This is a genomic window from Micromonospora sp. DT47, assembly GCF_049844475.1.
GTDB lineage: Bacteria > Actinomycetota > Actinomycetes > Mycobacteriales > Micromonosporaceae > Micromonospora.
Map to the genome: position 1 here is coordinate 56,189 of NZ_JBNCLC010000008.1, position 12,657 is coordinate 68,845.

Consider the following 12,657-nt stretch of genomic DNA (forward strand, 5'->3'; position numbering starts at 1 on the left):
CTCCAAAGGACCCGCAGGACCGTGCCCGGGCCCGGCATAGCCGTAGGCGCGAACACGGACACGCGGACCTACTCGTCTACGCCATCAGGTTGGTAGCGACGCGGACCCAGCCCCGGCCCTGGCGGCGGCACGACCGGCCAGCGCGACGCGCTCGGGGACCGCACCTCGGCCGCCCGCGGCCACACCGGCCGCTCGGCACCCGCACCCCGCCCCGACGCCGAGGCCGAGGCCGAGGCCGACCCTGGCTGATCGACTCCGTTGCGCCGATGTGGAGGTGTCCGGAGCGGCCGGACACCCCCATATCGGGGACATGGACTGGATCATCGGGCCCGGACACGGCCGGGCCGAGGTGGTCAGTGCTGGGGCAGGCCGGCGCGGGCGGCGACGGCGGTGTCCGGCTGGTCGGCGAAGACGCCGTCCAGGCCGAGGCCGAGGAAGAGCTCGTACTCGGCGGTGATGTCGCCGCGGGCGTTCGGGTCGGCGCCGATCCGGAAGTCGGCCGGGAGGAACTGGTTCTCGGCGCGGAACGTCCAGGCGTGCACGAGCAGCTTCTCCCGGTGCGCGTCCCGGATCACCGTGGTCGGGGCGAGCAGCCTGCCGGTCGCGCCCCGAGGCACGATCAGGTTCTTGTTCAGGCCGACGCCGTCGGCGTACTCCGCGATCCACTTCAGGCCCGGGGCCGAGGCCAGGTCGGCGTAGGTGCGGGTGTCACCGGCGGCGGCGAAGTCGTACGGGCGGCCGGAAGCGTCCAGCAGCTGCACCAGCGGCACGTCGATCATCGTGTCGAGCTTGCGCAGGTTGGCGGTCTCGAAGGACTGGATGAACACCGGGTCACGCCGGTGGGTCAGCTTGTTCGCCTTCAGCACCTTGACCAGCGGCTCCTCCAACGCCAGCCCGACCGAGACGAAGTAGCTCGGGTGCTTGGTCTCCGGATAGACGCCGATGGTCCGGCCCCGGTTCCGGCTCTCCGTCCGGGCCAGGTCGATGACCTCCTGGAAGGTCGGCACCTCGAACATCCCGTCGAACGCGGTGTTGGCCACCCGGACCTGCGGCAGCCGCTCCTTGGCCCGCAGCGTCTTCAGCTCGGCCAGGGTGAAATCCTCGGTGAACCAGCCCGCGACCTTCCGCCCGTCGATGAGCCGGTCGGGGTCGTAGCGGTCGGCGAACTCCGGCCGGCCCGCCACGTCGGTCGTACCGGAGATCTCGTTCTCGTGCCGGGCGACCAGCACGCCGTCCCTGGTCGACACCAGGTCGGGCTCGATGTAGTCGGCGCCCATCCGGATCGCCAGCCGGTACGCCTCCAGGGTGTGCTCCGGGCGGTAGCCGCTGGCGCCCCGGTGGCCGATCACGATGGGCTGGTGGGTGGCCCGGTCCGCGCGGTCCGCGCGGTCCTCGCGGGCCGACGCCGCGCCGGGCACGGCAACGGCCACCGCGAGCAGGGCACCGGCCACGCCGAGGGCAGAAAGGATACGTCGCACCAGGGGTCTCCTCACGTAGGTTGATCGATGCGAGTCAACTCTCGTGGAGCGACGGCCGGTCGGGCAACGGCTGACCGCCGGGTGAACCTCCCCCAAGTGCCGGATGGACGATTGCCGTGGGTGGTAAGCAGGGCCGGTGACGATGCGGGGGAGGCTGGCCGACGCTCTCCGACGTCCGGTCCGGCTCGTGCCGCTGGTCCTGCTGGCGGGCATCGCGGTCGGCACCGCCGTCCTGATGCTGCCGGTCGCCAGGGCGGGGGCCGGCGGCACCCCGTTCATCGAGGCCCTGGTGGTCGCCACGTCGTCGATCTGCACCGCGGGCCTGGACTTCGAGGACACCGCGACCTACTGGTCGCCGTTCGGGCACGTGGTCATCATGCTGCTCACCCAGGCCGGCGGCTTCGGGATCATGACCATGGCCCTGCTGCTGACCCTCGCGGTCTCCCGGCAACTGGGGCTGCGTACCCGGCTGGTGCTGCAGGCGGAGGGGGCCGGGATCGGGCTGGGCGGCGCCCGACGGACGCTGATCCGGATCGGCATGACGATGCTCGGTTGGGAGAGCGCGGTGGCGCTGCTGCTGACCGCACGGCTCTGGCTCAGCTATGACTTCCCGCTGGCCCGGGCCGCCTGGTACGGCGTCTTCCACGGCGTCCAGGCCTTCAACAACAGTGGGTTCACCCTGTTCGACGGCGGCTGGAGCAAATTTGTCGCCGACCCGTGGATGTGCCTGCCCGCCACGACCGGCGTGATCGTCGGCTCGCTCGGCTTCCCGGTCCTGTTCGAACTGCGCCGCAACTGGCGTCAACCCGTGCGCTGGTCGGTGCACACTCGGCTGACCGTGGGTGGATCACTGATCCTGCTCGTGGCCGGTTTCCTTGCGCTGCTCCTGTTCGAGTGGAACAACCCGGCCACGTTCGGTCGTCTCGACGCACCGACGAAGGCGCTCGCCGCGTTCGTGCAGGGCACCATCCCCCGGTCCGGCGGCTTCAACACCGTCGACTACGGCGCCATGAGCCAGGAGAGCAGCACGGTCGTCATCGCCCTGATGTTCATCGGCGGGGGCAGTGCGAGCACCGCCGGCGGGATCAAGGTGACCACGTTCTTCCTGCTGGCGTACGTCATCTGGGCCGAGGTGCGCGGTGAACCCGACGTGGTGGTGGGCCGGCGGCGGATCGCGGAGATCACCCAACGCCAGGCACTGACCATCGCCCTGCTCGGTGTCGCGGTGGTCGCGATCAGTTCGCTCATCGTCATCGGGCTGACCGACGACGTCCTGTTCTACCGCGCGCTGTTCGAGGTCACCTCGGCCTTCTCCACCGCCGGTCTGGGCACCGACATCACCCCGCGGCTCCCCGAACCGGCGAAGTACCTGCTGATCGTCCTGCTCTTCCTGGGCCGGGTCGGCACGATCGCCGCGGCGTCCGCCCTCGCCCTGAACACCCGACACCGGCTGTACCACTACCCGGAGGAGCGACCCATTGTCGGCTAGCAGAAAACATGGCAAAGGCCCCCGCGACGTGGCCGTGGTCGGGCTGGGCCGGTTCGGCGCCCAGGTGGCGAGTTCCCTGTCCCGCCTGGGTCAGGGTGTGCTGGCCATCGACAGCGATCCGGCCAACGTGCAGCGGTGGTCGCAGTTCCTCACCCACGTCGTACAGGCGGACGCCACGGACAACCTGACGCTGCGGCAGCTCGGGGTGGCCGACTTCGAGCGCGTCGTCGTCGCCATCGGCACCGCGCTCGAGGCGAGCGTGCTGACCGTGCTGGCGCTGGCCGAAGCCGGCGTGCCGCAGATCTGGGCCCGCGCCACCTCCGAGCAGCACGCCAAGATCCTCTCCACCGTCGGCGCCCACCACGTGGTCTTCCCCGAGGCCGAGATGGGGGAACGGGTGGCGCACCTCATCGTCAGCCGGATGCTCGACTTCATCGAGTTCGGCGACGACTTCGCCATCGCCAAGGTGCCGGTGCCCCCGTCCCTGGTCGGCCGGCCACTGCGGGAGCTGGCCGTGCCGGAGCGCTACGGGGTCGTGGTGGTCGGTGCCAAGCTGCCGGAGGAACGCTTCCGGTACGCCACGCCCGACACCGTGCTCGGCCCCGGCACTGTGCTGATCGTGGAAGGCACGATCGGGCAGGTGCAGCAGTTCGCGTCGCTCGGCTGAGGGTCACTTCCCCTCACCCTTGGCCCTGCCGCCACCCTTCGCCGCTACTTCCCGCCTTTTCCCTTGTCCCCACCCGAGCCCTTGCCCGAGCTGCCGGACCGCGCCTTCGACGAGCCCGACCCGCCGCTGCCGGTGGCCGCCTTCGTCGCGGGCTTCGCCGGCGCCTTCACGACCGGGGCCTTCGGGGCCGGGGCGGTGCTGGGGACCGTGGCGGCCACCCCGGAGACCCGTACCCCACAGGTGGCGTCGCCGAGCTTGAACTCCACCGGCAGTGGGTTGGTCCCGGTGTACGAGCCGGTCAGGGCGACCTTCTCGGACGCACCCGGCGCGAGCGGGGCCCGCCCGGCGGCCGGCTCGACCGCGACCGTGCTGTCCTGCTGCCGGACCGAAGCCGGGCTGGCCTTGGTCACCGTCTGCCGGCCGGGGAAGGTGAAGCTCATCGTCCAGTCCCGCAGCTCCCGGGTGCCGGTGTTGGTCAGGGTCAGCTGCGCGGCGAAGTCCTTGCCGGAGTCGCTGCGCAGCGCGTACTCGACCTCGCACGGGGTGGGCTGCTCCATCCCCATCCGGGCCTCGTTGGGCGCGTCCACGCCGCCGCTGGCGGAGCTGCCGGACGTCACCCCCCACATCGCCGCGGTCACCGCGACCAGGCCGGCGGCGGCCACCCCGGCCTCGACCTTGCGCCGCCGGACCAACGCCCGGCGGGTGCGGGTCAGGCCGGAGAAGGGCAGCGCGTCGGTGTCGGTCGACCAGGGCAGGATCGTGGTGCCGGCGCTGGCCAGCAGGGCCGGGTCGAGCGTCCCGGGCGCCGGGGAGACCGGCACGGCCGCGATCATCCCGGCCGCGTCGGCGAGGGTACGGGCCACCTCGGCGGTGCTCGGCCGGTCCGCCGGACGCTTGGCCAGGCACCGACCCACCAGCTCGGCGACCTCGTCGGGCAGCCCCGGCACCTCGGGCATCGGCTCCGGGTCGTTGTACATGTGCGCGCGGAGCATCTCGGTGGTGGTGCTGGCCTGCCACGGCAGCCGGCCGGTGAGCATCCGGTAGATCAGCAGGCCGACGGCGTACACGTCGGTGGCCGGGGAGACCTGTCCGTGGTCCAGCCGCTCCGGGGCAAGGTAGGCGGGGGTGCCGAGCAGGTGGCCGTCCGGCCCCTTCTCGCTCTCCCCGACCAGCGCCGAGATGCCGAAGTCGACGACCTTCACCCCGGTCGGAGTCAGCATGACGTTGCCCGGGGTGACGTCCCGGTGGACGACGCCGCGGGCGTGCGCGGTGGCCAGCGCCGAGGTGACCTCGGCCCCGATCGTCATCGCCTCCCGCCAGGACAGCCGCCCGTCGCGGCCGAGCCGCGCGGTCAGCGGGTCGCCGTCGACCAGCTCCATCACGACGTACGGCACGGTCAGCCCGACCTGCTCGGACTCGCCGTAGTCGTACACGTTGGTGATGTTGGGGTGGCAGAGCCGCGCGGCGGCCTGGGCCTCGATCCGGATCCGGTGCCGGAACGCCTTGTCGCTGGCCAGCCGGGAGGCGAGCACCTTGATCGCGACCTGGCGACCGAGCACCTCGTCGTAGCCGCGCCACACCACGGACATGCCACCCGAGCCGAGCTGCTCGATCAGCCGGTACCGCTCACCGAGGAGCTGCGCCCCGTTCCGTACTGCTCCACCCATGGTGGAGGTGTTGCCCGGCTCCGCCCCAGCTACACCTCAATGGTCGTAATCGGTCAGCGAAGTCACCCGATCAGGCGGTGGCGAGCAGTTGGTCCACCGGCGCGTAGTCGTCGGTCAGCACCAGCGCGTCGCCGACGAACCCGGCCAGCTGCCCCTCGACGAGCAGGTCCGGCGGCGCGTCCACGGTGCCCAGCCGCCGGCGCAGCGCGTCCAGCGGCAGCGGCGCGTCCGAGGCGACGATGAGGAAGTTGGAGCCCTGCTCCCCGGCGATCGCGCCGGCCGGGGCGATCAGCGCGACGGTGCGGAACTCGGCGGCGACCGTGGCCAGCTCGGCGCGGATGAAGCGGTCCGGCGGGTAGTCGATGACGTTCTGCACGTAGACCCCACCCGGCCGGAGCACCCGGCTCACCTCCGCCGCCATCTCCCGGGTGGCCAGGTGCCAGGGCACCACCAGGTGACCGAAGGCGTCCCCGACAACGAAGTCCCGGCTGTCGGTCGACTCGCCGCCGACCAGTATCCGGGCGTCCCCCACCTCTGCCCGCAGCTGCGGGCCGGTGCGGACGCCGAGCTGCCGCCGGTCCAGGTCGACCAGCTCGCCGTCGATCTCGAAGACCAGGTTGTCGGTGCCGGGGCGGGTGGCGGTCAGGTAGCGGGGCATGGTGAAGCCGCCCCCGCCGAGGTGCAGCGCGTCCAGCCGCCGCCCCGTCGGCGCCAGCACGTCCGCCACCGCCCCGATCCACTGGGTGTACGCGTACTCCAGGTGGGTCGGGTCGGCCAGGTCCACGTACGAGTGCTGGGCGGAGTTGAGGTAGAGCGTGCGTCCGGTGGACCGGGACGGGTCGGTCTCCACCCGCGCGCAGTGGTACGCCGTCTCCACGTCGCACGGGTTCGGCGCGACGGCGCTCAGCCCCGCCCCGACCAGCCCGAGCACCGCGAGGGCGGCCTTCGTCCGGGCCGGACCGGGCAGCCCCGCCCCCTCCCGCCGGCGCAGGTACGCCCCGAGCACCAGGCCGGTGACGCCGAGCAACACCGCCAGCGCGATCAGGATGACCGTGCTCGGCAGCGCGGCCACCAGCACGAAGCCGGTGACCAGGGTGGCGGTGATGCCGCCCAGGGTGCCGATGCCGGAGAGCCGACCGACCACCTGCCCGGTCCGGCGCAGGTCGGCCAGCTGGAGCTTCACCACCAGCGGGGTGACCGCGGCGAGCAGGGCCGCCGGCACGAAGACGGCGAGCGCGGTGAGCAGCAGGATGCCGCTGACGGCGCCGCCGCGCAACACCTCACCGGCGTACCGGACCACCGGCAGGGTGACCGCGGAGGCGATGCCGGCCAGCACCAGCGCCGGGGCCAGCAGGCCGCGCGGGTCCCGCCGGTCGGCCAGCCAACCGCCGGTCCACGCGCCGTACGCGATCGCGGCCAGCGCGATGCCGATCACCGAGCTGGTCACCTGGAGGGTCACCCCGACGTACGGGCCGACCAGGCGGAGCGAGACGGTCTCCAGCACCAGCACGGCCCCGCTGGAGAGGAACACCAGGAACGCGGCGAGCCCGTTGGGCAGCGCGCGGGTGGTGGCCGGCGCGACGGACGCCGGGTCGACCACAACGTCGGACGATGAGCTGCTCACCGTCGCGATGGTACGCAGCGTTCCTGGCGGCCCGGGTCAGTACATCGAAAGATGAACATGGTTTGTGTGGTCGGCGGCCGGGCTGCCGGAGCCGCTGTACGACCGCCAGCCGGTGTTCGGCATCCAGATCTGCCGGTACCAGATCACGTAGAGCACGCCGAGCCGACTGGCGTTGTTCTTGAAGTAGCTGGCCAGGCTGTCGCCGTACGCCTTGTCCCCGCCGGTGGCCGTCTTGTCCTCGAAGCCGCTGGTGGCGGCGGCGAAGTCGCAGGCCCGGCCCTTGGGGTGCTCGCCGCCGCCGCCGCTGCGGAAGCAGGAGACGTACCGCTTGTAGCCGGCGGCCTGGGCCTGCTTGAGCGCGTGCAGGGTGCGCGGGGTGATGCAGCCGTCGGTGGTCGGGTCGCTCACCGAGCAGGTCTCCGAAGGCCAGGACCCGTCGGAGTTGCGCGGGGCGGGGCTGGCCGAGCGGGACCCGCCGCTGAAGCCGGCGCTGCTGCCCGAGCTGACCGTGGCCAGCGCGCGCTCCGCGTCCCGCTTCTTCTTGGCCAGCACCGCGAGCTGCTTCTGCTGCTCGCGCACCTCGTTGTCGATGGCCGCCTTGGCCTTCGCGGCGGCCTGCTTCGCCTCGGTGAGCGAGCGCAGCCGCTTGCCGTCCCGCTGCGCCATCACGTCGAGCTCGGCCGCCCGCCGCAAGAACCCCTCGGGGGTGGTGCTCTCGAGCAGCATCGCGGTCGGGGTCAGCCGACCCAACCGGTACGACTGCGCGGCCACCTCGCCCACCTGGGCGGTCAGCTGGCCCAGCCGTCCCTCGACCGTCTTCAGCTCGGCGACCAGCGCGACCTGCCGGCGCTTGGAGTTGTCCAGCTTGGCCTTGGCCTCGATGTGGCCCTTGGCGGCGGCCTCCAGCGCCTCACGGAGCTGCTTGGTGCCGCCCTCGCCGGGCTCGGCGGCCGCCGGGACGACCCCGGCCCCGAGCAGCAGCGCCACTGCGGCGAGCAGCACGGTCAGCAGCCGGCGGGCGCGCGGCCGGGTGAAGCTGGTCCTGGGCACGACGGTGTCCTTCCCTCTGCCGCCGGCCCCCGGTCGACCGTGCGCGGCGGCGGCCCCCGCCGGCCCCGGACGGCGGCCTGGGGGCGGAGACCGCCGGTCACGATACCGGACCGAACGCCGCTGACCAGGTCCGCGACCCCTCGGGGCATCGATCATCGACGCAGCGTGCCGGGGTGGTCGCCGAGCGCCGACAAAGGGCCGCGTCGGCTGCGGGGTCGGGGGCGGCCTCGGGTCGGGTCAGCCGCCCAGCAGGGCCTCGCGCGCCTCGGCCCAGGTCCGCTCGTCGGCGGCGACGAGCAGCCCCATGCCCTCGTCGGCCGGGTGGTACTCGGTACCGTCGAACCTGCGGGCCACCCCGCCGGCCTCGCGAACCAGCAACACGCCGGGGGCGTGATCCCAGGGCAGGGTCCGCCAGAAGAGGACGAACTGCTGGTCGCCGGTGAGCAGGTCGAGGTACTCCCGGCCGGCGCAGTGCTGCCCGGGCAGCAGTTCGCCGATCCGTTTCGCGCCGGCCTCGGCGCTCCGGCGGGCCTCCGGCGGCAGGAACTTCGTCACCGCGGTGCCGCGCAGCGCGCCCACCGACGGCACCCCGTGGCCGGTGCGCACCACCCGCCCGTCCAGTTCGGTGCCCTCGCCGGCGCGGGTCACCGCGAGCGTCCCGGCCAGCGGGTCGAGCACCCAGGCGGCGGCCGGCTCACCGTCGGTGAGCAGCGCGACCATCAGCGCGAAGGGCCGTCGCCCGGCGGCGAAGTTGGCAGTGCCGTCGATCGGGTCGACCAGCCAGACGTCGCCGCTGCCGCGCAGGTGGCGCAGCAGGGCGGGGTCGTCCGCGGCGGCCTCCTCACCGACCACCACCGAGCCGGGACGCAGCCGGCGCAGCGCGGCGGAGATCTTTTCCTCCGCCCGCCGGTCGGCGACCGTGACCAGGTCACCGGGCGCCTTCTCGGCGACCTGCGAGTCGTCCAGCTTGCGGAACAGCGGCAGCACGACGTCCGCCGCGGTCTCCCGCAGCAGCTCGCCGACGTCCTCCCGCAGCCGATCAGCCACGCGGCGGGAGCTTGACCACGCTGACGAAGAACTCGTCGATCTGGCGGACCACCGAGATGAAGCGCTCGAAGTCCACCGGCTTGGTCACGTAGGCGTTGGCGTGCAGCTGGTAGCTGCGCAGGATGTCCTCGTCGGCCTGGGAGGTGGTGAGCACCACGACCGGGATCCGGCGCAGTTCCTCGTCGTTCTTGATCTCCTCCAGCACCTCCCGGCCGTCCCGGCGCGGCAGGTTCAGGTCGAGCAGGATCAGGTCGGGGACGATGGCGTCCGCGTACTGGCCCTCGCGCCGCAGGTAGGCCAGCGCCTCGGCGCCGTCGGAGACGACGGCCAGCCGGTTGCGGAGCTTGTGCTCCTCGAACGCCTCCTGGGTCATCAGAACGTCGCCCGGGTCGTCCTCAACCAGGAGGACCTCGATCGGGCTCTTGCCGTCCGCTGGCGCCGTCATCCCACCGTCTCCTTCATGCCACCCGTTGTCCCGTGCTCCGGCGCCCTGTCGGGCCTGTCCCCGTCCGTCGCGCCGACCGGCGCCGGCTCGGCCTCCGCCGGCTGGCCCTCCGCCGGCTGGCCCTCCGCCGCCTCGGGGTCGGTGCCGCTCTCGGTCGATCCGGCCGGGGCCGCCTCGCCGTCCGGCTCCGCCGCCTCGGCCGCCTTCGCCGCCTCGACGTCCTCGGGCAGCGCCGGGAGGGTGAAGTGGATCGCGGTCCCCTCGTCGAGGTCGGTGTCCACCCAGATCCGGCCGCCGTGGTACTCGACGATCTTCTTGACGATGGCGAGGCCGATGCCGGTGCCCGGGTACGCGTCCTTGGCGTGCAGCCGCTGGAAGATCACGAAGATCTTGTCGGCGAACTCCGGCTCGATCCCGATGCCGTTGTCCCGGCAGCTGATCTCCCACTCGTCGCCGACCAGCCGGGCCGAGACGTGCACCTTCGGCGCCACGTCGGCCCGACGGAACTTGATCGAGTTGCTGACCAGGTTCGCCAGCAGGTTGGTCAGCAGCGGCTCCTCGCCGCGGATCACCGGCATCTGGTCCCAGGTCAGCTCGGCGTCGGCGTACTGCACGGCGGCCTCGGTCTGCCCGGCCACGTCGCCCATCACCTTGTTGAGGTCGACCTCGGTGAAGCCGCTGGTGAGCCGGCCGATCCGGGAGAACGCCAGCAGGTCGTTGATCAGGCGCTGCATCCGCTGCGCGCCGTCCACGGCGAAGGCGATGTACTGGTCGGCCCGCTCGTCGAGCTGCCCGGCGTAGCGGCGCTGGAGCAGCTGGCAGAAGCTCGCCACCTTGCGCAGCGGCTCCTGCAGGTCGTGCGAGGCCACGTAGGCGAACTGCTCCAGGTCACGGTTGGAGCGGGTCAGCTCCTCGGCCTGCTTCTGGAGCTGGCTGTTGACCCACTCGATGCTCTCGCGCGCCTCGCGCACCTCGGCGAGTTCCCTGGCGATCTTCTGCCGCATCGCGTCCACGTCGCCGGCAAGCCGCTGGAACTCCGGCGGCCCCGAGCCCTCGATGTGGTGCTGGTAGTCGCCCTCGGCGACCTCCCGCACCTGGAGCGCCAGCCCGGTCAGCGGCTTGATCACCATCCGGTCCAGCGAGAGCAGCAGCACCGTGCCGGCCACCGCCACCACCACCGCCGCGACGATCAGCAGGACGACCAGGATGTTGCTGCTCTGGTAGACCTTGGCGGCGGTCCGCTCCCGCTCCGTGAGGATCTCGGCCTGGAGGTCGCCGACCGAGGCACGGACCTGGTCGAACTGCCGCCGGGACTGGTCGGTGATGAGCGCCTGACCGGCCGCCGTGCCGTCCCGCCCGGTCGTGGTGATCACCGGCTCGGCGACGGTGCGCCGCCAGTCGGCCGCCTGCTGCTCCACGGCCCGCAGCTCACGCTCGATGTCGGGGTAGTCACGGATCAGCTCGTTCATTTTGCCGACCGTGTCCCGCTCCTGCTGGATGCCGCTCTCGTACGGACCCAGGTCGGCCTGGTCGCCGCTGACCGCGTACCCGCGGATCGCGGTCTCCTGGTCGAGCAGGGCGTTCAGCAGCTCCTGGCCCTGCACCCGCAGCGGACCGGTCTTCACCAGCACCGCGTCCATGTTCTGCCGGGTCTTGGCGGCAAGCGCGGCCTCGGCCGCGGCGAGACCGAGCAGCAGCACGACGACCACGGTGAGCAGGACGCTCACGCGCCGGCGCAGGGTCCACCCCCGCCGGTACGACTTCACCGGCCACCACCCCGGGTGACCAGCAGCATGGCGACGTCGTCGGCGAGCGGGCCACCGTTGATCTGCTCCGCCCGGCCGACCAGCCAGGCCGGCAGCTCGGACAGCGGCACGGCCTCGTTGGCCGGCTCCTCCAGCAGGCCGGTCAGCCCGGGGACGTCCAGCCGCTCGTCGCCGTCGCCCACCCGCCCCTCGATCAGGCCGTCGGTGTACATCAACAGGGACCAGTCATCGGTGGCGAACTCCAGGTCGAACGCTACGGTGCGGCGGGGTCGTACGCCGAGCAGCAGGCCGCCCCGCGCCGGGACCGGCGCGACCTTACCCCCGGCGAGCAGCAGTGGCGGCGGGTGGCCGGCCAGCCGGACGATGGCCCGGTTGCGGTGCAGGTCGAGCCGGACGGTGGCGACGGTGGCGAAGATCTCCTGGAGCCGCCGCTCGCTCATCAGCACCTGCTCCAGGGCGGGCAGTACCTCGTCGTCGGGGACGCCGGCCAGGATCAGGGCCCGCCAGGCGACCCGGAGCTCCACGCCGAGGGCCGCCTCGTCCACCCCGTGACCGCAGACGTCGCCGACGATCAGGTCGACCCGGTCGGGCCGGGTCTGCACCACGTCGAAGAAGTCGCCGCCGATCAGGGCCGCATGCCGGCCCGGGCGGTAGAAGGTGTGCACCGCCACCTCGTCGGTGGTCATCAGCGGCTGGGGCAGCAGGCCGCGTTCGAGGCGGGCGGACTCGGCCTGGCGCAGCTCGACCTCGCGCAGCCGTCGAGCGTTCTCGTCGGCCCGCTTGCGCTCCACGGCGTAGCGCAGCGCCCGGGTCAGCAGCACCCCGTCGACCTGGCCCTTGACCAGGTAGTCCTGGGCGCCCTCGGCGACCGCGACGATGCCGAGGTGCTCGTCGGAGCGGCCGGTCAGCACGCAGACCGCGGCGCCGGTGGACATCTCCAGCACCCGGCGCAGGCCGTCCAGGCCCTGCGCGTCGGGCAGCCCGAGGTCGAGCAGGACGCAGTCGACGCCCGCCACCCGCTGCCGCGCCTCGCTGAGGCTGGTGGCGACGAGCAGGTCGATCATCGAGTTCGTCTCGGCGAGCAGCTCGGTCACCAGGAAGGCGTCGCCCTCGTCGTCCTCGACCAGCAGGACCCGCAGCCGCTCACCGGGCGGCAGGTTGGGATGGCGCCCGAGGCCGCCGTGCGGGTACGGCGCGACGGAGGGACCGGCCATGCCGGGCCCCCGGTGCGGCCGGGTCACCGCCGCGAGACGCGGGAGTTCGCTGGTGATGTCGGGCTCCTTCCGAGTGCCCTGCTGATCCTGTATTAGACAACGGTCGCACACAACACGACCCCGCCGGCCCGGGCGCACCCGGGCAAGGCCCTCGCTCGGTGAGCGCCGGGGCGCCGCTGAGCGTCACGGTTCGGTCCCGGGGAGTCCCGC

Annotated in this window: 10 protein-coding genes; 2 read left to right on the forward strand and 8 right to left on the reverse strand. The window is 72.7% G+C overall.

Annotated elements, in window-relative coordinates; all coding sequences use genetic code 11:
• Positions 1–353: 353 nt before the first annotated feature.
• Positions 354–1,478: a glycerophosphodiester phosphodiesterase gene (locus ACLQ2U_RS14630; RefSeq protein WP_425751173.1), complete on the reverse strand. Its 1,125-nt coding sequence runs from the start codon at positions 1,476–1,478 to the stop codon at positions 354–356.
• Between the two features lie 154 nt (positions 1,479–1,632).
• Between ACLQ2U_RS14630 and ACLQ2U_RS14635 the strand changes: the two genes are divergently transcribed.
• Entirely contained in the window at positions 1,633–2,967 is a 1,335-nt protein-coding gene (locus tag ACLQ2U_RS14635) for a TrkH family potassium uptake protein (protein WP_425751381.1), read from the forward strand.
• Entirely contained in the window at positions 2,957–3,634 is a 678-nt protein-coding gene (locus ACLQ2U_RS14640; RefSeq protein ID WP_425751174.1) for a potassium channel family protein, read from the forward strand. Before ACLQ2U_RS14635 ends, ACLQ2U_RS14640 begins: the two co-directional genes overlap by 11 nt.
• A 44-nt stretch (positions 3,635–3,678) precedes the next feature.
• Here ACLQ2U_RS14640 and ACLQ2U_RS14645 read toward each other — a convergent pair whose 3' ends face one another.
• The 7 genes from ACLQ2U_RS14645 to ACLQ2U_RS14675 form a co-directional block, all read right to left on the reverse strand.
• A complete protein-coding gene (locus tag ACLQ2U_RS14645; RefSeq protein WP_425751175.1) occupies positions 3,679–5,301 on the reverse strand; it encodes a protein kinase domain-containing protein in 1,623 nt (540 codons plus the stop codon).
• Positions 5,302–5,371: 70 nt separating this feature from the next.
• A complete protein-coding gene (locus ACLQ2U_RS14650; protein ID WP_425751176.1) occupies positions 5,372–6,925 on the reverse strand; it encodes a fused MFS/spermidine synthase in 1,554 nt (517 codons plus the stop codon).
• A gap of 36 nt (positions 6,926–6,961) precedes the next feature.
• Positions 6,962–7,975 carry a coiled-coil domain-containing protein gene (locus tag ACLQ2U_RS14655; protein ID WP_425751177.1) on the reverse strand — a complete coding sequence of 338 codons (1,014 nt, stop codon included), beginning with the start codon at positions 7,973–7,975 and terminating at the stop codon, positions 6,962–6,964.
• Between the two features lie 237 nt (positions 7,976–8,212).
• Entirely contained in the window at positions 8,213–9,022 is an 810-nt protein-coding gene (locus tag ACLQ2U_RS14660; protein WP_425751178.1) for an inositol monophosphatase family protein, read from the reverse strand.
• Positions 9,015–9,467: a response regulator gene (locus ACLQ2U_RS14665; RefSeq protein WP_425751179.1), complete on the reverse strand. Its 453-nt coding sequence runs from the start codon at positions 9,465–9,467 to the stop codon at positions 9,015–9,017. The genes ACLQ2U_RS14660 and ACLQ2U_RS14665 overlap by 8 nt, the downstream gene beginning before the upstream one ends.
• Positions 9,464–11,233 (reverse strand): sensor histidine kinase, encoded by a 1,770-nt coding sequence (locus tag ACLQ2U_RS14670; protein WP_425751180.1) that lies wholly within the window; start codon positions 11,231–11,233, stop codon positions 9,464–9,466. Before ACLQ2U_RS14670 ends, ACLQ2U_RS14665 begins: the two co-directional genes overlap by 4 nt.
• Positions 11,230–12,447: a PP2C family protein-serine/threonine phosphatase gene (locus ACLQ2U_RS14675; RefSeq protein WP_425751181.1), complete on the reverse strand. Its 1,218-nt coding sequence runs from the start codon at positions 12,445–12,447 to the stop codon at positions 11,230–11,232. Before ACLQ2U_RS14675 ends, ACLQ2U_RS14670 begins: the two co-directional genes overlap by 4 nt.
• Positions 12,448–12,657 lie beyond the last annotated feature (210 nt).

Bases quoted from the DNA above. Each gene is read 5' to 3' on its own strand.
- ACLQ2U_RS14675 (WP_425751181.1), bottom strand. From the start codon at position 12,447: ATGGCCGGTCCCTCCGTCGCGCCGTACCCGCACGGCGGCCTCGGGCGC.
- ACLQ2U_RS14645 (WP_425751175.1), bottom strand. From the start codon at position 5,301: ATGGGTGGAGCAGTACGGAACGGGGCGCAGCTCCTCGGTGAGCGGTAC.
- ACLQ2U_RS14665 (WP_425751179.1), bottom strand. From the start codon at position 9,467: ATGACGGCGCCAGCGGACGGCAAGAGCCCGATCGAGGTCCTCCTGGTT.